Source organism: Chryseobacterium sp. KLBC 52, assembly GCF_003347605.1.
In the GTDB taxonomy this organism is placed as follows: Bacteria; Bacteroidota; Bacteroidia; order Flavobacteriales; family Weeksellaceae; genus Chryseobacterium.
Genome location: NZ_QDFZ01000009.1, coordinates 45,706 through 66,908, shown reverse-complemented (window position 1 = coordinate 66,908; position 21,203 = coordinate 45,706). Strand labels below are relative to the sequence as shown.

The 21,203-nt window shown below is 34.3% G+C and carries 18 protein-coding genes; 11 read left to right on the top strand and 7 right to left on the bottom strand.

The window, feature by feature from the left end; all coding sequences use genetic code 11:
* Positions 1-62: 62 nt before the first annotated feature.
* From DDF69_RS22430 to DDF69_RS11450, 6 genes are all read right to left on the bottom strand, one after another.
* Positions 63-137, bottom strand: coding sequence for a hypothetical protein (locus tag DDF69_RS22430; protein ID WP_317048656.1), 75 nt, complete (start codon positions 135-137; stop codon positions 63-65).
* Between the two features lie 269 nt (positions 138-406).
* Positions 407-1,264, bottom strand: a complete 858-nt coding sequence (locus DDF69_RS11470) for a thiopeptide-type bacteriocin biosynthesis protein (protein ID WP_114820900.1) — start codon at positions 1,262-1,264, stop codon at positions 407-409.
* Positions 1,265-1,269: 5 nt separating this feature from the next.
* On the bottom strand, positions 1,270-3,465 hold the full coding sequence (locus DDF69_RS11465; RefSeq protein WP_114820899.1) for a lantibiotic dehydratase family protein: 2,196 nt from the start codon (positions 3,463-3,465) through the stop codon (positions 1,270-1,272).
* Complete coding sequence (locus DDF69_RS11460; protein ID WP_228411975.1) at positions 3,465-5,579, bottom strand: CocE/NonD family hydrolase; 2,115 nt, start codon at positions 5,577-5,579, stop codon at positions 3,465-3,467. The genes DDF69_RS11465 and DDF69_RS11460 overlap by 1 nt, the downstream gene beginning before the upstream one ends.
* Before the next feature lie 175 nt (positions 5,580-5,754).
* Entirely contained in the window at positions 5,755-5,898 is a 144-nt protein-coding gene (locus DDF69_RS11455) for a hypothetical protein (RefSeq protein WP_162800912.1), read from the bottom strand.
* Positions 5,899-6,098: 200 nt separating this feature from the next.
* Positions 6,099-7,829, bottom strand: a complete 1,731-nt coding sequence (locus tag DDF69_RS11450) for a helix-turn-helix transcriptional regulator (protein WP_162800911.1) — start codon at positions 7,827-7,829, stop codon at positions 6,099-6,101.
* Positions 7,830-8,039: 210 nt separating this feature from the next.
* On the opposite strand from DDF69_RS11450, the gene DDF69_RS11445 reads away from it, so the two are divergent.
* From DDF69_RS11445 to DDF69_RS11400, 11 genes are all read left to right on the top strand, one after another.
* Positions 8,040-10,166 (top strand): outer membrane beta-barrel family protein, encoded by a 2,127-nt coding sequence (locus DDF69_RS11445; RefSeq protein WP_114820895.1) that lies wholly within the window; start codon positions 8,040-8,042, stop codon positions 10,164-10,166.
* 50 nt (positions 10,167-10,216) lie between these two features.
* The gene (locus DDF69_RS22060; protein ID WP_162800910.1) at positions 10,217-10,408 is read left to right on the top strand and encodes an ecotin; all 192 of its coding nucleotides are present in this window, start codon (positions 10,217-10,219) and stop codon (positions 10,406-10,408) included.
* Between the two features lie 55 nt (positions 10,409-10,463).
* A complete protein-coding gene (locus DDF69_RS11440) occupies positions 10,464-10,697 on the top strand; it encodes an ecotin (protein ID WP_228411974.1) in 234 nt (77 codons plus the stop codon).
* Positions 10,698-11,036: 339 nt separating this feature from the next.
* The gene (locus DDF69_RS11435) at positions 11,037-11,237 is read left to right on the top strand and encodes an ecotin (RefSeq protein ID WP_114820894.1); all 201 of its coding nucleotides are present in this window, start codon (positions 11,037-11,039) and stop codon (positions 11,235-11,237) included.
* A 110-nt stretch (positions 11,238-11,347) separates the two neighbouring features.
* Positions 11,348-11,524 (top strand): ecotin, encoded by a 177-nt coding sequence (locus tag DDF69_RS11430; RefSeq protein WP_228411973.1) that lies wholly within the window; start codon positions 11,348-11,350, stop codon positions 11,522-11,524.
* A 56-nt stretch (positions 11,525-11,580) separates the two neighbouring features.
* Entirely contained in the window at positions 11,581-12,936 is a 1,356-nt protein-coding gene (locus DDF69_RS11425; RefSeq protein ID WP_114820892.1) for a radical SAM/SPASM domain-containing protein, read from the top strand.
* A gap of 10 nt (positions 12,937-12,946) precedes the next feature.
* Positions 12,947-13,864, top strand: a complete 918-nt coding sequence (locus DDF69_RS11420; protein WP_114820891.1) for a hypothetical protein — start codon at positions 12,947-12,949, stop codon at positions 13,862-13,864.
* 9 nt (positions 13,865-13,873) lie between these two features.
* Positions 13,874-16,060 (top strand): peptidase domain-containing ABC transporter, encoded by a 2,187-nt coding sequence (locus DDF69_RS11415; protein WP_162800909.1) that lies wholly within the window; start codon positions 13,874-13,876, stop codon positions 16,058-16,060.
* A gap of 237 nt (positions 16,061-16,297) precedes the next feature.
* Positions 16,298-18,049: an alkaline phosphatase D family protein gene (locus DDF69_RS11410; protein ID WP_114820889.1), complete on the top strand. Its 1,752-nt coding sequence runs from the start codon at positions 16,298-16,300 to the stop codon at positions 18,047-18,049.
* A 331-nt stretch (positions 18,050-18,380) separates the two neighbouring features.
* The gene (locus tag DDF69_RS11405) at positions 18,381-19,019 is read left to right on the top strand and encodes a hypothetical protein (protein WP_162800908.1); all 639 of its coding nucleotides are present in this window, start codon (positions 18,381-18,383) and stop codon (positions 19,017-19,019) included.
* A 163-nt stretch (positions 19,020-19,182) separates the two neighbouring features.
* On the top strand, positions 19,183-20,232 hold the full coding sequence (locus DDF69_RS11400) for an MBL fold metallo-hydrolase (RefSeq protein WP_114820887.1): 1,050 nt from the start codon (positions 19,183-19,185) through the stop codon (positions 20,230-20,232).
* A gap of 93 nt (positions 20,233-20,325) precedes the next feature.
* Here the strand turns inward: DDF69_RS11400 and DDF69_RS22280 are convergent, their stop codons facing one another.
* The gene (locus tag DDF69_RS22280; protein WP_228411972.1) at positions 20,326-21,165 is read right to left on the bottom strand and encodes a DUF4822 domain-containing protein; all 840 of its coding nucleotides are present in this window, start codon (positions 21,163-21,165) and stop codon (positions 20,326-20,328) included.
* Positions 21,166-21,203 lie beyond the last annotated feature (38 nt).

Sequence of the window (21,203 nt, the reverse complement as noted above, 5' to 3'; positions counted from 1 at the left end):
AACTGATGTAAAAAACATCCCCAATGTATTTTATCTGGCTCAAAAACCAACAGTAATCAGAATTATCCTTGAGCGTTTTCTGAATCCCTTTTGTAAAATTCAAGGGCATTCAGATTTCTATCTAGGAAAGTATCTATAGAAGAGGATTTATTAGCTTGGGTAAAAGGTTATACACATTCCAGAAGTTTATCCTGCTATCCTCTTGTCTGCAAAAGTTCTTACTACTATAAATATAGTTGAAAAACTTAAATCTCTTTTACAGACTTAAATGAATAAATTTCCCCTATACTTTCCCTTTGTAAATACAGTTGCTTGAGAGTACCGTAAATAAAGGAAAAAATAAAAAATATTCGAGCCCAGGCGGGACCACAGAAAATCAACCGCTTACGTAATGTGAGCGGTTTTTTTATTGTGTAACGGGATTTCCGATAATTGTTGTTGCCTTGTAGAAACGGAGTAAATAATCATATATTACCATTTCAAATAATCTTTGATGGGAAACAAACAGCCTGTTAATATGCATATGAAAAATACTTTGGAAGAAATCTTTTACAGAAACTTTTAGCAGACTTTCTTTTCTTAGTCTAAGAATTTCTTGAAGTGGTACATTACTTTCGGAAATAGTATTCAATATCAAGTCCCTTATTTCTTCATATTCGCCGGAAGTAATGAATTCAAAGTATCCGGGAGAAAATTCATTATATTTTCTTTTCAACTGCTGATTTAAGTGTTTATCTGCCCTGAATTCTATTTTGAAAGCATTCTCATAACCTTTTATATATTCTGTTTTTTCTTCTGCAGATAGACGGAGTACTGTAAAAATATGATCAATATAAAACAGAGATGCGATGATTTTTTCTTCGTCGCTGTATTCCAGAAAGTTTAAAATCAATTCACTGCTTTTAAAAAAAAGGTCTTCTGCATATTCTATAGTATTTTCTCCATACCGTTCAAGTTCTCTGGAGTAGCTTTCTATGATGAAGGCAGAAATTTCCCCAGATTCCAGATAATTCTGAGATACTGAGTTAAACATTTGCAGAACATGATGATGGTCATTAAGGTTTCTGAGGGCTAATCTAATCCGTAAATGAGGCTTGGGATCATTATACCGTATAAAAAACCATTTTTCAATGATGTTTTGATCCTTTAATTGCTCAACGATGGGTTTCAAAACTTCCTGTAAAATAATATCTGAAGTTTTGACTCCAGTATAGACTTTAAAATAAAGCCACTTGCTTCCCGGATGAAATTTTCTGGTTATCATCTTATTTATAGATCTTTATAAAGAGAGAAAACGAATTGATGAATATAATCTGACTGATCATTACACAGGAACTCCTCAATAAAAATTGTTTTCTCATTTTTTACGGATGATAAAAATATTTGAATTAAATCGTAATTTTTCAGATTGATTGCCAGTGTATTATCTCCCTTTACCCACTGTATCCATTGCGGGATCCTTTTTAATTGTCTCCACTCTTCAATCTTTTGAAACAGAAGATCTTTTTGACCAGACTGAAGAATAGAATCAAAATAATGAATCTGTTCGGAATCAATCTTCCACTGCGCCTTAGACAGAATTATATTTTGATATTCTACTCTGGGAAGGCATTCATAAATTTGCGATAAACCGCCCCAGCTAAATGATAAATAAGGTTTCACATCCTGGTTATTATAATCACATAAAAAATGGTATATAGGCAACGAATTATGTGAATAATTATGAGCGTTTGTTAAATGAGGAATAACTTCCTTGTTATACTTTTTTGACCTTAAAAATAATTGATTATTTCTTATTGACAAGTACAAATCGTCTATAGGAAGCTGATTTTCTGTTTTTAACGCCGAACTGGCCAAATATGGAATTTCATATGCTCTTATTGATGGTCTTCTGATTACATTTCCGATTCGGGATTCAGGCAAATGTAAAATCTCTGCCAGGATTTTATCCATATTAAGTTCCTGCTCTTTTTCAGCAATGGTTTTCACTAAATCTTTTATGGATGATTTTTCTGAACAGAATCTGCCCAATAATTTTCCGGCATTTCCACTGATGGATTTGAGCAATAATTTTTCCTGCTGGTCTTCAGACACGATTTCTGCCATTACAGATAAAGTGTCCGGAACGTTTTTCCAGTCTTCTTCAAAACCATTGAAGTCCTGATCAGTTAAATGAATTACGGCATCTTTATTCCAGAGTGCTTTTTGCAGCTTTTGATTCAGGATAACCTGTAATGGATTAAGCTTAATGTGAATTTCTTTTTGCTGACGGGAATACGGCAGAATTAAATCTTCAATATAGGGATGAACTCCTTTTGCAGGGATATTTTGTAAATAACCAATTCCTATTTCCGGATCTAAAGCATAAGATAATGGAACTTCTTCGTGTTCAAATCTTTCATGAAAAGCTTTTTTAAATTTTTCTAAAGCAGTTTCTTTGTGAGGAACAGCAATTTTATTCAAAAAAGAAATTCCTTTCTTCAGCCCTTTTTTCCATTGATAAGATAAATCCGTTTCACTGGCAAAATAAAGATCTGTCTGAAAAAGGTATTTTTTTTCATATTGTACATTCAGTTTTTTGATGAGTGCCTCAATTTCAGAATATGCTTCGGCGGTATTTCCAAAATGTAAGTCCAGTTCATTAATTTTACTCTTTATAGCAGACAGGATTTCTTTTTCATCGTGAGCTCCGATTCTTTTGAGAACGGAAATGATAAGTTCCAGGAAATCATCTCCTGAAACGGTTGGATTAAGTTCACTGATTAAAACCTGGTTTTCAATGAGCTCATCAATAAATTCTTTTGCTTCTTCCAGAGATATTTCTTCATCAATAAGAACAGAAGCAATCTGGTTTATCGTTTTACCAGCCTTACAAAAGTGTATAATGTGTTCTAATTCTTTAGACAAAGGTGCAGAAGACACTACATAATCTCTTTTTCCATTATTATTTTCATATTCCATATAGCGGATTTTGCTTCCGACCTGATGAATACTGTTGTTAGGGAAAAATAAAAGGCTGTTTTTAATGTGGGGAATGAAGATAAGCTGCTCGGAGAGAGCGACCAGAAAATGCATGTCAAGCTTTGTATCTCGTATTTTTACGCCCTCTGAAAATACCGGAAATGTATTTTCCTTTTCAAATCGGCCGATGCTTACTCCTGAAAATAAACCAAATGGAGTGGAACGGGTACTTGTACGGTTATAATATTTTAATAATGAAATCTTTGTTTTTTCATTGGGCAAATGAGACATTGTATGATCACGATCCGTCAATTTCTCTATCTCATCATATAAGGAAAGAGAAGCTAAATAAATGGCTTCTCTAAAAATTGTATGGTTGCAATATTTCTCTAAAGATCCCTTAGTGATGTTTTCACCAGAGAAATTATCCTGAAATTCTTTGTAGGAAAAAATCGGCGATCTCACAACAAATGTGTCAAAAAACTGAAATGGAAAACGTGGCATTATTTAAGTGAAATAGGGATTTCTATAAAACTGTTGTTGTAAAATTTTATTTCTACAGGAACCGCAGCATCCTTGATGGTTTCTTCGCTCACATCTTTTCCAGTTCCATAGTTGATCTGCATAAGTGGATTTTTTATAACTCCCAGCACCAAGACAAGCGTACTGCCTTTTGCTACTTTTTTACTTACAAATTCGTTGTTGACAGCAGTTATATCCGTTTCTTTGTTTTCACGCAGTAATTTTCTTTTCTCTGAGCTTTTAGCATAGCTTGCTCTTCCATAGTAAGTAGACAGTAAAAAATATTTACCTTCCTGGGTTTTCTCATACAATTTCATGTATACATCGACATCTTTTTTATTAACAGACAGTTTTAAACGGCCCCTGAAATTTCCAGAATATTCAAAAGGTTTGTCAAATGGATCTGATGAAAATACCACTGCATCAGGATGATTTATTTGAGTATCTATCACATTATCATTCTGTTTTAAAAGCTCAGCTGCATTGGAACGTTGTTTTAAATCTACTTTTATCGATGTGAAATCCTTATGAGCTTCTTTTTGTAAGGAAAGCTGATGCTGGCTTGTGATATAGAATTTTAATTTATTTTTATCAAAATCATCAATGTTGGAAGTACTTTTCCATTCATTGGCTCCCATTACCTGGTAATTAATTTTATCTTTAAGAAAAGATGGCTTTGCTTTACCTTTCAGAATATAATCAAACCACTCCATTGTCATATTTCCAAGATCAATATTGGCTGCAGGATCAATAGTATACCCTTTTACATTACTTTTAATATAACCTTGTGCTCCTGAATGATCATAGGGGCCAATAATGACATAATGATAGGCATTTTTGTTATATTTAAAATGGTTTCTTAAATAATATAATGCTCCCAGCTGATCAGAATCATAGTATCCTGTAATAGTTAAAACGGGGATATTGATGTTTGAATACTCCCGTTTATAAGGAATCATTTTTTGCCAGTAATTATCAAATGAAGGATGTTTTAGCCAGCGTTGAAAAATTTCACTCTTTTTACCGGCAATAGAATCTAATCTGTTGAATGCTTCACCGCTTTCATACCATTTTTTAAAAACCGAATGCCATTTATCTTCATCCACAAAGCCTTGATCAAGCATTTTGTTATTGGTAACATAATTAATCCAGCGAAGACAGTAAGATGCGAAGATGTTGTTGTTCATGGGGAAATCTACTGTTCCGATTCCCACTGAAGCTTGCGGAATGATAGTTTTCAGGGCTGGGTGAATATTTTTAGCGGCAGCCCATTGGCTGAATCCCAGATAGCTTCCCCCGATCATTCCAGTTTTACCATTACTCCATGGCTGTTTTATCACCCAGTCTATAACCTTATTTATATCTTCCTGTTCATGCTCAAAAGGTTCTATTGCAGAGTTGCTGGTATATTTCCCCCGCGGATAGATATATACGGAATGATATCCATAACTTGCCTGCTGCTTCTGGTCATTTACATCCTCATTATCAGGATAGATAGAATTGGTTAAAATGGTAGATTCGGGGTGGGTAATTTTTTTATTTAAAACAACTCTTATACTTATTTGGTTGTCGATCAGTAAGCTGTCCATTACCTCAAAGTTCCGGGAGTCTAAATCTTTTAAGTATTTTAGGGCTATGTCAAAAGTAGGTCCTGCTATGTAGGCGTTATAGCTTCTGCACAGCAATATAGCTTTTTTTAAATCGATGCTGTCCTTGTTTTGCACATCATTTTTAAGAGAAGCCAGAAGATCTTTTTTTGTTTTTTCCGTATCACCACTAAAATAGCGGGTAAGTATAATCTGAGACTTTACAGGCAAACTTTCATATTTTTTTTTGAATTCTTCCTTATATGCCTGCTGAAAGTCTGTTTGAGAATTTTTATTTTTTTTGGCTTTTATGAAGATCTCATACTGCGTTCCCATTGCATGAGCAATAGAGGGATTACTTTTTTTGTACACACTTCGTACAGAATCCAGCTGGCTTAAAGCAACGTCATAGTTTTTTCCGGCCATATTTACCCTGAAAAGATTATCATACTTTGCGGCCTTATCTTTTTCTTCATACTTTTTTTGTATTTCAGAACTTAAATATGACATTAAAGGTTCTATCTTTTCAATATTGTATTCGTTAAATTGTTTAATGCTTATTTTTTGAGAAAAAATAATAGTAAACGATAAAAAGAAAGGTACAATTAGTATGTATTTCATAGAATGAAAAATCAGTAATTTTTTCCAAAATTACTGATAAAATGTTGAAGTGGTTATTAATTTTTTAGTTTGTTCCTGTTTGGATATCGATCGTATCAAGTGTTTTATTTACAACTGTGTCGTTCGCTCCATTATCTCCTGCAAAACCCAGGTTATCCATACCTAAACCTCCCCTGATGGAATTCAGCCCGCGTGTTATTTTAGACATTTGAAGTTTGTTTAATGATAATTTTTTTTCTGTTTTCTTAAGCTTTTTCACTAGTAAAAATGATTTAAAATTGATTTAATAAATTGATGTACAAATAAAGTTCTAATCTTGCTAAGAACGAAAATATATATACCGGAATTGATAAATTTCGATAAGGTGAGGTTGTAACGTATTGCTAATTAGTGTGTTGTTATTTGTGTTTAGCTGAGTGCTTTTATGTAGTAAGAAGGAAGAGTCCCCGTTATTTTTTTGAAAGCATTGGTAAAAGATTCAGCGTTGTTGTAGCCTATATCATTTGCAATGGCGGCAATGGTATGTTTTCTAATTTTCTCGTTCGATTTTAATTCTTCAACGATATAATTAATTCTAAGTTCGTTCAGATATTGTGAAAAGTTTTTACCTTTTAATTCATTCACAAGCTTAGAAAGGTAGTCTCTGTTGGTGTCAAACTCTTTTGAAAGAGAGTCTAATGTAATGTTCTTCGCAAGGAAGCTGTTCGTCTTCTCAAATTCCTCAATTTTGTCAATTAATATTTTAAATTTTGAATTGGAAGTGAGATCATTTTTGGTGGTCTTTTCTTTTCGTTCAACGGAAGCAGAAGGAGCTGTATTACTTTCTGGTTTTATTTCTTCTGCAAATACAGGAGCAGGAGCTATTACAGGTTTTTCTAACAGTATTTTAGCCTGTTTTTCGTATTCTTTTATCTTTTTTCTGTTTTTTCGGATAATAAATATGAAAAGTAAAGTAATACATAACAGAGAAACTATTAACCATATATTCTGATGGTTCAGTTTATCAATTATATTTAACTTTTCTTTCATAAGTAAAGGGGTATCATACTTTTTCAGAATTTCTTTTGAAAGATTTTTTCGGTTCACAGCTATTATACTGTCACTATACATCAGGTTATTAATGTACTTTAGCTGATTATTTAAGTCCCCTTTCTTTTTATAAAAATCAATTAAAATTTCATATCCATCTCTCTTTATGGCCTCGAAGCCGTTAAAATTAAAGGAAATAGAGTCTGCTTTTTTAAAGTACTCTACAGCTTCTTCTTCTTTGTGATTTTCATATTCGATTTTTCCAAGATAATAGTATAGAATACCTAAATTAATATAGTCTTTACTATTGATTAATCCTTTTTCAATGTTGGATAAAATGACACCAGATGACGAAAAATCCTTTAAATAAAAAAGGCTGATTCCTTTTATCATCAGGAGATAATTGTAATTGGAGTAATCATTATACTTTTTACATTCTGCCAATCCGAGATCTGCAAACTGGATACTTTTTTTATAATCCTTGCATTTTGTGTAGATGTTGGCTAGAGAAAAAATGGACGAAATATAGTTTTTAGCATCAAGGTTTGTATTTTTAACTTTATCCCTTTCATAATCGTAATATTTTATAAAAAGCGGCAAAGCTTCCTCATATTCCTCTGTCGCAGTTTTTAATATAGCAATAAGCTTGCTTACGTAATAAAATTGTTCCTTGTTTTCAGCCTTATTCAGATTGAGGGCAACAGTATATTCATTTAAAGCTTCTTTATATTTCCCCTCATTATTAAACAGAATTCCCTTCAGAATATGAGATTTGGCAGGATATTCAGCGTTACTAACATTCTTAGTGGCATTGATGAGGGAATCCGCAAAGGGATGTCCGTTCTCATTTTTGAGATTTTTTACACGGGCAATATTGTAGTAGCCTTCGAAGATAATCTTTTTATTATTCTCATTTTTTCCCTTTATTAAAATATAGTTGGCCAAATGCTCTGCTTTGTCATTATCAATTTGGAATACCTTATTATAAGCATCATCAAAATATTTATCGCTTTTATTCTTTAATGAGTCGGGAATATTCAATCCTCTTATACTCTGGGAAAAGAAAAAAACAGGGAAAACTGCCAATACTATCAAATGAATCTTCTTCATATTTCTAAATAACATGCAAATTTATGAAATATCACCGGATTTTATAGCTGAATAACTAAGTTGTTGATAATCAAAATGTATTTCCTGCTGAATATCGTGAATTTATAAATTTTAGTATCCGGATATGCCGGGATTTATCAATCTAGGGTTATTAATCTTGCAGATTTTTTCTAAAATTATGATGTTTGCATTAGAAATATTTAAATATCCATGAGGAAAATATTAATATGTGTGAGTGTTTTGCTGCCTTTGTTTGCCTTCTCGCAGGAAAAGAAAGACTCTATTAATAAAGTCATCGAAAAACAGATCGCAGAAATAAAAGTTAGCGGAAAGAAACCTTTTTTTGAGCAAAAAGATGACCGCTTTGTTTTTAATGTTGAAAACAGTGACTTAGTTGTAGGGAATCACATATCTGAAGTTCTTTCTCAAACACCATTGTTAAAAGTAGATGATAATAAAATTACTCTTTTGGGAACGAACGCCTCTGTTTATATCAATGACAGAAAATCAATTCTAAAAGGAAAAGATTTAATACAATATCTTAATGCTATGCCGGCTTCTAATCTTGTAAAGATAGAGCTGATTACCAATCCTTCCTCAAAATATGATTTGGAGGATGCCATGATTATTAATCTGAAGCTGAAGAAACTGGAAACAGATGGACTGAAAGGAAGTTTTACCATTACAGATAAACAAAACAGAAAAAACAGCCAGCAGGCAAATATTGCTTTAAATTATCATAAAAACAGATTTTCAAATAATACCATGTTGTTTTTTGAAAATAATAATGACCTGCAAAGAAACAGCATTGATAATTACAGCTCAAAATCCAGCAGAAATCAGATTATAGGAAATACACTGATGAAGGAAACCAATTTTGGAGGCAATACAGGTTTTGATTATGAGCTTAATGAGAAAAGCAGCATAGGCGGTATTCTGGAATATTACCACAAAACGCCGGAATCTTCCCTTGAAAACAGGAATATCTATTATGATACTACAGGAGGAATTTTTGAAAACAGAACGGTAAATACACAAAATGATAAACTGAATCTTTTCGGAGGAAATGTTTATTACAGCTTTAATGATGATAAAAAATCCAAAAGACTTGATATCAACTTTGATTATTATACTCATCACAGAGACAATACGACAGAGTTTTTCAATTTGACAAATCCATATTCTAATGTAATATATAACGATTATCAGAAGGACAATTATACGGTAAGAGTAGATTACTCCAAGACTTTTGAAAAATTAAAACTTAGTTTCGAAGCAGGAGGGAAGCTTAATTGGCTTTCTACAGATAACCCCTATGCTTACTACAATGCAGACGGTACATTGAACTCCATATTTTCTAATAATTTCACGTATCATGAAAATATCAACGCGTTATATACCAACGTTAAGAAAAAACTGTTTTCGGCGTTGGATGTAAACCTGGGGCTGCGTTATGAAAATACAAACATCAACGCAAAACAAAATACAGTTAGTGAGAATTTCTCCAGAAGTTACAATAATGTTGTACCCAGCATCAACTTGTCCTATACCATCAATAAAAATAACAGAGTTTCACTTGGATACAGAACCGCATTATGGAGACCTTATGTAGATGATTTGAATCCATTTATTTATAAAAATAATGAAACCTGGTGGGAAACAGGAAACCCGGATCTGAATGTGGCAAAGATGTATTTGTTTAATGCCAGCTACAGCATCAAAAGAACTTGGGTGTTTGTAAGTAATTTCGGAATTGTAAAAAATCCTATTCTTCCTTATACAGAGGTCGTAGATAATGTTTCTATTACAAGACCCAAAAACTTTGAAGGAAATGTAAAACGTCTTTATGTAGGATTGAACTATAACAAACCACTGTTTGAAAACAAATGGATGTTCAATCTGTCTACAGGAATGTATTATATCAATAATGCAGATATCTATGATGTTCATCCGAGTTCATGGTATAATAACTCTTCCGTCACGATTAGTGGAAACAACCTATGGAATAAAGGATGGAACATAAGCTACAACTTCGGTTACACCTCTCCATATACACTGGTTAATAAGAGGAATGGATATTTTATCAATAATCAGATTGAGATTTCAAAGAATTATAAAGATTTTAAATTCAAGCTTTCAGTTAAAGATCTGTTGAATCTTTCCAATTCCCGCAATACGCAATATAATAATGACGGATATATTGAAACGCTTTCACAATCCAATTTAAGATCCATATCACTCAGCATATCCAAAACATTTGGAAACAACAAAGTAAAAAAGGTGAATACCGGCGATATAGACAAGGGTAGAACTCAAAACGAAAATCCGCGGCTATAATCCTTTTTTTTACTACAAAACTAATACACTAAGAATAAAAACTAATAACCATGAAAAACAAAAAACTTGTGGAGTTATCCAAAAAGGTAACCCTTGGTAAGATCAAAAAATTAGAAAAACATGAAGTTTTAACAATCTATGCAGGAAAGAATATTACTGGAGATTGTTACGGACATCCTGATTGTAATTCCTACTGTGGTCCGTTTGTTTGCTCGTCGAATGATTGCTGGAGCTTTTCATAAAGATTTTTATTGAGCCTTCTCTGAAGCCAGAACTTTTCAGGAAAAACTATTAACCATGAAACTTATCAGGATGAAGAATAAAAAATTACATGAATTATCCAAAAAAATAACGCAAAACAAGTTATTAGGAGCTGATGCCCACTCAATAAGAACTATTACCGGGGGAAACATGTCTCTCGAATTATTACCCAATGAATGCGGCCGTGAGAACGAATGCTGGGGATATGGAGGTACTGCTGGCGATTGTTCCAAGAATGAGTGCTGGTATTTTATGACAAAAGAAAATTAGTTCTTTAAAATCATAATCTATTAAGCTTGAGTAATTTTTATAGAGGTAAGACTCGTAATAAACATAAAAAACTTATTTCTATGAAAAACAAAAAGCTTGAAACGATTTCTAAAAAAATCACAAATGTCAAAATGAAAAAACTGCAGAAAGAAGGCCTGGTATTTATTACCGGTGGCTTATTCGCTTACCATTGTAGCCAATGTACCTGTAGTGGGTGCAGGCCGGATCTGCACACAGATCCTAATTGCTGGATCTTTTCATAAAGAAATTTGTGTTCTGTATAGCCCTGTGTGGAATTAAAACTGTTCAGGGAAATGATAACCATGAAAATTTATTGTAATGAAAAACAAAAAATTGTTTGAATTGTCTAAAAAAATCACTGAAAACAAGCTACAGGGAATGAGCGAAAATTCAGTAAAGACAATCAAAGGAGGTAAACTGCCTCTAGAACTAGCTGCAGACTGCACAAGCCAGAACAGCTGCTGGGGATTTGGAGGTACAGCTACTTGCAGTGGTAACAGCTGCTGGAGTTATAACTAAACTCTGATTCCATCAATTACGTTCTGCAGGGTCTTGTGTGGAATTAAAACTTTACAAGAAAAAAAATTAACCTAAGATTTATTGTTATGAAAAACAAAAAATTGTTTGAATTGTCTAAAAAAATCACTGAAAACAAGCTACAGGGAATGAGCGAAAATTCAGTAAAGACAATCAAGGGAGGTAAGTTACCTTTAGAATTAGCGGCAACCTGCACAAGCCAGAATGACTGCTGGGGGTTCGGAGGTACACAAACTTGCAGTGGTAACGACTGTTGGAGTTACAACTAAAGTAAAAAGTAGAGTAGCATTCGTGCTACTCTATTTAATGTTAAAAAAAAATAATTATGAAATACAAATTATCAAGATATATCCATACCATAGAAAACGAAGAGATTTTAGATGATCACATCATTCTTTTTTCTACCCGTTCCGGAACATCTATTGAAGTGAAAAAAGGATTATACGAAAAAATATGTAATCTTGAAACCACAGAAATTCCTGAAGAAATTTTTATCAACCTTATAAAAAATGAATTTTACGTACCTGAGTTTGAAGATGAATTAAGAGAAATCCTTTCAGACAATATCATGTCTGTAGATCATCAGGATCTTAAAACACTTTCTTATGTGATTCAGCCATCCGGAAACTGCCAGCTGGGATGTCACTATTGTGGACAGCTCCATACCAACAAAAGTATGTCTAAAGAAGTTTTAGATCTTACTTATGATAGAATCATTAATAAAATGGAGGACTTATCGGGTGATCTTGAACATTTAAGCATTACCTGGTACGGAGGGGAACCTTTAACAGGCTTATCAGCGATTTCTAATTTGTCAACCCGTTTGATCAGTTTGTGTGAAGAAAAAAACTTAAAATATTCTTCCAGAATTATCACCAATGCTTTAAGTCTTAAATACTCACTTTTTGAGAAACTGGTAAAAAACTACAGAATTACAGAATATCAGATCACTGTGGATGGAACTCAGGAATTCCATGATAAGAGAAGATATCTGAAAAACGGTTCAAACAGTTTTGATATCATTATTAAGAATATAAAAGAAATTGTCAATTCTGAATTGTATCAAAAAGAAGCCAGCTTCAATATTAGATGTAATGTAGATAAAGAAAACAGCTACAATGTAATAGACTTTATTGATTATTTAGAAGCTGAAGGTATTTTGGAACATGTAAGTTTCTACCTGGCACCCATTCACGACTGGGGTGATAATAAGGCAACCATCAAAGGAGTTTCAAAAGAAGAATTTGCAGAGCTTGAAATAGAAGTTTATATGAAACTTTTACAATCAAAAGCAAAGTTTAAAACCCAGATCATTCCTGAAAGGGTTACAAAGCCATGTATGGTAGTGAGCCAGACTTCAGAAGTATTTGATGCTTTCGGAAATGTCTCTACATGCTGGGAAATTCCGTACACTCCAAAATATGACAACTCTGAGTTCTACGCAGGTAATATCGTGAAAGATAAAGATGTTGACAGTAAAAATATTGTAATGAGAAACTGGTTTAATGAAATTCCAGATAATAACTCATGGTGCAAGAGCTGTAAATTTCTTCCTTTATGCGGTGGAGCATGTCCGAAAAACTGGTACGATAATATTCCTGCGTGTCCTTCCTTCAAATTTAATATTGATGATAGAATTCTTCTTCAGAGATATATTAATGAACAGGCTGTGCTTTCTTAACAAATAATGTATGGAAACAATAATTCTAGACAAAATAAAAACAGTAGAATTCCGGGAATATGAGGTGAAAAAGCCAAGACATATTTTCGAAAATCTGATTGAGGAATTTAGAAAAGATATTCCGGAAGATATCCAGGCTGGGTTGTTTTACTATATGAACCTGTCTGAAAAATCACTCTCTGCTTTTCGTGTGGGGAATGCTACTTTAGGAAACTACCATTATTTAAAAATGCAGAATCTGCAGAGTTACTTCATCGATCCTATAGAACATGGGATGATTAGTTTAGATTATGCTTTGCTTGCTTATAAAAATTATGTAGAAAATGATTTTGAACTGGCAGAAGAAAATATTAACAGGGCTATTGAAAGTGCTTTAATTCAAAGTAAAACGTTTCCTTATTTTGCTATCATTATTGGTGAGCAGTCACTCAATAAAATCAGAATTTATGCACGCGTAAAAGATCAGGAGCGTTATAAGGAAGAAGTTTTGAAAATCATTGCTTTTTTCATGTTTAACAAACATGAAAATACCCATTATCAAAAAATTGCTGAAGATTTGCCATTGATTGATAAGCAGGGAATGCTAAAGCATATCATTAACAATTCTTATGTTGCAATTCAGAAATCCATACAGGATGATCAAAAAACAGCAAGGATATTTCAGCAAATATTTCATTCGCTTGTAAAATCCAATGAATATTCCGGAGATCAGGAAAATTTACTGGCTGCCATGTGCTGCATTGATAAAATTGATGATGAAGACTTTTTAGAGTATCTGAACGAAAATTTTTCTCATATTAAAAGTTCTCCTCAGAAATTAGTGAAAATTATAATTGAAAATTATTTAGATAAAATATCCAATAACGAGCAGTTAGTAAATGATGAAGAATTTACTAAAAAGCTAAAAACACTAGGCATAACAATTTAACTTATTATTGTGTTCAACAAATTTCCCTTTTATTCCCAAATAGAACAGATGGATTGCGGTCCGGTTTGCCTGAAGATTATTTTAAAATACTATGGCAAAAACTGCGATCTGGTATTTCTGAGAAATCTTACCGAAGTAACGCGTTCCGGTGTTACTTTGGCAGATATTAATGATGCCGGGAGAAAACTTTATTTCCATACCACTCCTTTTAAGGTAGATTTATCTACGCTGAACGAAGATGTGCATCTGCCATGCATCTTACATTGGGAGCAGGAACATTTTGTTGTACTTTATAAGATCAAAAATGATTTTTATTATATTTCAGACCCCAAATACGGAAGATTAAGACTTAAAAAAGAGCAGTTTACTAAACTTTGGATCTCTTCATCTGATCAGGAAGGAATAGGATTACAATTGATTCCAACAGAAGAATTTGTTGAATTTCAACCTCCGTTTGAACAAAAAGATTTAAAGATCTTTAAAAGCTATATTCATTCTGTGTTAGAAAAACAAAACTTCAAAATAGGTTTCTTGATTTTTTTAATCACAATCAGTTCCGTTATTTCGTATATTTTTCCTCAGCTGATCCAAAAAATGTTTGATGAAGGCATGAAGTCAAAAGAAGGAAAAATTATTGTTGGAATCTTTGGCTTTCAAATGCTTTTATATGGCGGACAAATACTCATCACTATTCTTCAGAACTTTGTGGGTGTACATTTCAGCTCGCAGGTAAGTATCAAAATGTTGAATGATCTGCTGCAAAAGACGGTCAGGCTTCCCATATCTTTTTTTGAAAACAGATTATATACAGATTTGTTACAAAAAATAGAAGAACAGGCCAAAATAGAACAGTTACTGACCCGGCAGCTGCTGTCTAACGTTTTATCAGTATTTTTACTGGTTGTATTGGTTATAAGGCTTTTACTATACAATCATTATATTGCATTGGGATTTATTGGCCTCGCTGTTTTTTCCACCGTTTGGATTTACCTGTTCAATAATAAGAGGAGAATTATAGATTATTATGCCTTTAAACTCAATTCAGAAAATAAAAATCATCTTGTAGAGATGATTACCGGAATGGTTTCTGTTAAAATCAGTAATGCTCACATTTCTAAAATATCAAAGTGGGAGGAGCTTCAGAAAAAAATATACAAGACTAAAGTAAAAAGTCTTACTCTGGATATTTACCAGACCAATGTTACCAGTATAATTAAGCAATTATTTATATTTTCAACCACTTTCTTGTGTGTTTATTGGGTGTCACTTGGGAAAATGACTGTTGGAGAGATGCTGAGTATAGGTTATATAATAGGTATTGCATCAGCTCCCATAGAAAACCTGGTAGCTTTTTTCCGCTCATTTCAGGATTCAAGTTTGGTGTATAAAAGAGTGCAGGAAATACTGCAGCAAACTGACGAAAATATAAATTTAAAAGACGGAAATCATACCCTTCTGCGTCAGGATATCAGCTTAAATAATCTGTGGTTCAAATATCCCGGAGGACATCAGCCCTATGTTTTAAAAAATATTAATTTTCAAATTCCTAATGGGAAAGTAGTAGCAATCGTTGGGGAAAGTGGTAGCGGAAAAACCACTTTATCTAAACTGTTGCTGGGCTTTTATCCCTCTTCAGACGGAGAATTAAAAATAGGAAATGAAGAGCTGTTTCGTATAAATCATGATTGGTGGCGGGACAATTGTGGCGTTGTGCTTCAGGATTCTTACATTTTCAGCGGAACAATACAGGAGAACATTGCAATGCAGGGAGATGTAGATGAAGAACTATTGATCAGTGCATGCAAACTTGCCAATATCTACGAAATGATTCAAAGCCTTCCTCTGGGGTTTAATACCAAGATAGGCGCAGCAGGCGATGATTTAAGTGGCGGGCAGAAACAACGTATTCTCATTGCCAGAGCCGTATATAAAAATCCTGATTTTATTTTCTTTGACGAAGCTACCTCTGCACTGGATGCGGAAAATGAAAAAATTATACACGACAATTTGCAGGAGTTTTTCAAAGGAAGAACCGTAGTTATCATTGCACACCGTTTATCCACCGTAAAGAGTGCAGACAATATTATCGTTTTGAAAAAGGGTGAAGTTGTAGAGCAAGGTAACCATCAGGAATTAGTTTCTAAAAAAGGAGAATATTTTAATTTGGTCAGAAACCAGCTGGAATTGGGGGAATAAAAGAAAAATGAGAGACCTTAAATGATATATTTGATGAAAATAAAGTTTCTCCTGTGAAACTTTCAGACAAAAGGAAACCGGCAAAGGTTTCCTTTTGTCTATGCCCATTACAGCAGTATATAGCAAATGTAATTTACTATGTATAACATTAAACATTTGTTTAAAAAATCATAAAATACATTTAAGATTCAGTTAACAAGCTTCTTTCCCAGATACCGTTGCTTTGCAAAAAAAGTAATGATGGAAAACAACCACCAATTCAACAGAAGAAGATTTCTTAAAAATTCACTATTGGCAGCCGGAGGAATTTTTCTCGCTCCTCTCATTGAAAGCTGCAGTGACGATTTTACTGAAAATGGAAATGCTCCCGATGATCTTAAAAACGGAGGTTTTGAATCCGGGGTAGCAAGTTTTGATCCCAGCGCAACAGGAATTATTATCTGGACCCGGTACTCAAAAGGAACGGATGCCGAGATTACGTGGGAAATCAGTAAGAACAGTAACTTTTCAGAAGTGGTAAGAAGAGGGCAGGCAAATGCCACAGTTGTCAACGATTTTACTGTAGCAGTAGATGTTCAGAATATCTCTTCCAATACAAAATATTACTATAGATTTTATAACGGTAAAACCAAGGAAGTCAGCGTAACAGGAGAAACCCTTACTTTACCTTCAAAATCAGATGCTGTAAGTGAAGTGAAAATGGCAGTGGTATCTTGTTCCAACTTTCCTGCAGGACTTTTCAATGTGTACGGCGCAATTGCAAAATCTGAAGCAGATGTTGTAGTACACCTTGGAGATTATATTTATGAATATGCGCCGGGACAATACGGGACAAACCCTTACACCAATCAATTGGGAAGAGCCCATCAGCCGGCGAAGGAAATTCTTAACCTCAGCGATTACAGAGAACGCTACAGACAATACAGAGGAGATAAGAATCTTCAGCTTCTTCATCAGAAAAAACCGTTCATCTGTGTTTGGGATGACCATGAATTTGCCAATGATACCTATAAATCCGGAGCAGAAAACCATCAGCCTAACGAAGGAGATTTTCAGGCAAGAAAAATGGCAGCTTTTCAGGCTTACAGCGAATATATTCCTCTTAAAACAGGGAAAGATATGAGAATTTACAGAAGCTTTAACTTCGGCAATATCGTTTCCCTTTACATGATGGATACAAGGGTGATTGCCAGAGATAAGCAAATGGAATATTCCGATTATATTGATAGCACAGGAAATTTTAATCAGATACAGTTTAAAACAGATTTTTTAAGTACTAACAGAAGACTGATCGGTAATGAGCAAATGGCATGGCTGGGCTCTCAGATCAACAGCGATACTGCAAAATGGAAGGTATTGGGGCAGCAGATTTTAATGACTAAAATGATGGTTCCAGCAGAGTTATTGATGCTGTTGAATCAGATTCTGGCAGAAATTAAACAACATGGAAGCGCACAGCCAGCTACCATGCAGGCTCTTCAGAATACCATCACTCAACTGATTATTCTTAAAACAAGACACCAGCAGCAGGATCCAACACTGACTCCGCAGGAAATTGCAAGAATCAAAACTACTTTACCCTACAATCTCGATGCATGGGATGGATATTTCATGGAAAGAGAACAGCTTTATTCCCTTCTTGCAGGCAAAAATGTAGTGGTATTAGCAGGAGATACCCATAATGCATGGCTGGGAAAACTAACCGATGCACAGGGTAAATTTATAGGGACAGAGCTTGCCTGCAGTTCAGTTTCTTCTCCTGGCCTGGAAGGATATCTGGGGATTACTTCAGATCCAACAAAAGCAATAGAACTGGCCCAGGCATTTTCACTACTGATTGATGATCTGGATTATGCCAATCTTTATAAAAGAGGCTATCTCCATGTGAAATTTACCACCGGAAGTTCTACTGCAGAATGGAGGTTTGTAGACAATGTGATTTCCGATACCTACAATACCACAACAGAAAAGACCTATACGATTTCGTAGTTTCAATAATTATATCTTATTTTCAATTTGGTAAAAAGAGTCATGGTGCTGCTGTGGCTCTTTTGTACTATAGTTGGGAAGCCGGAAGCCGGAGGAGGGAAGGTATTGAAATCATAACAAAAGAGACTCTCAAAAACCTATCATCTTTTTAAGGAAAAATTTCATTGAGTTTGTGGTAACAACAGACATTATCAGACTAACAGTTGCCTCCAGCTTCACTCTTCCAGCTTCCGTTTTTACCAGAGTTTACTTAATTTTTTCGTATCTTGAACAGATGCAAGAGGATATAAGAAAAGATTTTTTGCCATTAACATCTAAAACATGGTGGTTCATGACCTGGATAACCAGGACTTTTGGAATACTTTTATTGTTGGCAGCGTTTATGATCATAGCAGGATTACCTGTTGTGATGAGCGATAAACTAATCATATTTATTATTGTAGCCATACTATACTATCCGGCGCTTGCTTTCGGTTTATACCGTTTTTTTCTTTACCGGCGGAGAATCAGAAAAAGAATAGTCAGAACGATAGAGGTTGATGATAGAGGAATTCACTACGAAAGAGCCGATGGAACGATAGATGAGATCTTGTACAATAATCTGAAAAAATATTCCTTTTCTGATGAATATGATGTGAGTGTGAGTCCAAGGCATAAAACTTATATATTGAAAGTAAATAATAATGGCTCGGTAACAGAAGTTGATTTTAATGGAATGGATGCAGGTTACAGTACTTATATTGGAAATCTGAGAGCTTTACGAAGAAGATATATTCAGGGAATTGTGCATTTTCGACCAGATTTGCGTATAAATCCTTTGGTTTATGAGGTCTATTATATTAACCCTGTTGATTTTACTTTTGATCATAAAAAGTTTTGGACAGAATTTGGGAAGATTTTTGCGGTAATGATACTATTCTGTTTAGTATTAGGAACCATCATGATCGGATTGGTTAAATGGCTTTTTTAAGAATCTGTCATTGATTAATGAATAATTTAAATTTCATATCCTTTTAAATTTTATTTTTACATCTCAAAATCTTATGCTTATATTTATTTTATAGTAAGATTTGCCGGTCAATAAAATAGAGTGTATTTCTCTAAGAGCTATGGCTGGATTTAAAATTAAATGAATGAAAAGTTTAAAAAAACAGCTGGGACAGTTTCCCGATGAGAAAAGAAAAGAATATTTCAGTACACTGCCCAATTATCTCAACGGACGATTTCAGAATATATTAACAACCCCGGCACTGTTAGAAGGAGAAAGCATGACCAAATTGCTTCTCAAAAGCCTGTGCAAAATAGAAAATACATCACCGAAAACAGCTCTTCCGTATGTAGTGACTGATCTTAAGAATCTTCAGCCGGATGAAAATGTGTTGGTATGGTTCGGACACAGCTCCTATTTCATACAGGTTGACGGAAAGAAATTCCTGATAGACCCGGTTTTCAGTGGTAATGCATCCCCGATGCCCGGTTCTATAAAAGCTTTTCAGGGGGCAGATTATTACAAACCGGAACATATGCCGGATATAGATTTTCTGCTCATCTCCCATGACCATTGGGATCATCTTGATTATAAAACCGTTCAGGAATTAAAAGATAAAGTAGGTAAAGTTATTTGTGGCCTGGGAACCGGACAGCACTTTGAATATTGGGGCTGGAGCTTTGATACCATTATTGAAAAAAACTGGTGGGAAAGTATAGACATTGCAGAAGGCTTCAGGGTTACACTCACTCCCGCAAGACATTTTTCCGGAAGATTGCTGAACCGCAATATCTCACTATGGACTTCTTTTGTTTTAAAAACTCCGACTAAAAATCTGTTTTTAGGAGGTGACAGCGGCTATGGAAACCATTTTGCAGAAATTGGAGAAAAATACGGACCATTTGATTTAGCCGTAATGGAAAATGGACAGTATAACGAAAAGTGGCCTTATATCCATACATTACCGGAGCAATTGATGACCGAAATAAAAGAACTGAAAGCCCAAAACTTTATCCCGGTACACCATTCCAAATTCAGGCTGGCTCAGCATACATGGTACGAACCTTTAGAGTTGGCTTCAAAACATGCAGAAGAAAATAAGGTACCAATAACCCTTCCGATGATGGGAGAAAAAGTCAATCTGGATCAACTGGGAACTACAATCTGGAAAAAATGGTGGGAAGAATACAGATAAATAACTTACCAATAATACATCCTTTTTAATTTTAAAATATAAAGACCTGCCCATCATTGAGCAGGTTTCTTCCTTCTTATCAAAAAATAATCACTACAAAGGCTCCTTATGGTTAACCTTAGTATGAATAATATCGTAAAACACAGATGGGTTACCAGCATCAGGCGTAATTCTGTAAGTAAATGTCGTTTCGTTCAGAACCAGAATATCGACAACGCGCGTAAAAGTAGGAGTGGTAAGGGTTCTCTTCTTTCCATCCGGAGAGATAGACCATGTTCCTTCAGATCTTAACACATCATTTAAACCGAAAATTTTAAAAGTACCGTTGGCTTTGAAGTAAGAATATCCCACAAATCCGGCTACACTCGCATCATTTAATGCAACATTATTCCCACTTTTATCCTTAGCACCAGTAGTTTCCCATGGAGTAGAAGCCAAAGTAAGCTGCCCATTGGCTGGCTCTGCATGAGTGGTTCTTGTGTGGATGATATCATAATAAACTGACTGATCACTGGAATTAGGACGAATTCTGTAAGTGAACTCATTTTTGTTCAAAACAAGAATTTCAACATCACGGGTAAAAATAGTTGTCCCATCCGGGTTTAATGCTGCAATAGTTCTGGTCTTTCCCTGAGCATCTACAGACCATGTTCCCATGGATCTTAATACGTCAGTCAGATTATAAATCGCAAACTTTCCATCTGCTTTGAAATAAGCAAAACCTACATATCCTGCCACGCTGGCATCAGTAAGGGCTACATTGTTTCCACTTTTATCTCTGGCTCCTGTAGTTTCCCATGGAGTAGAAGACAATACCTGTGAGGGGGTCTGTTGTTCAATACTTATTTCATTATCATCATTTGAGCATGAAACAAAAGATACTGATAACAGTATAGCAGCAGACAGGTAGCATAATTTTTTCAGTGTATTCATAAGGGTATTTTTAAGTCTTTGCAAACTTATTTCTAATA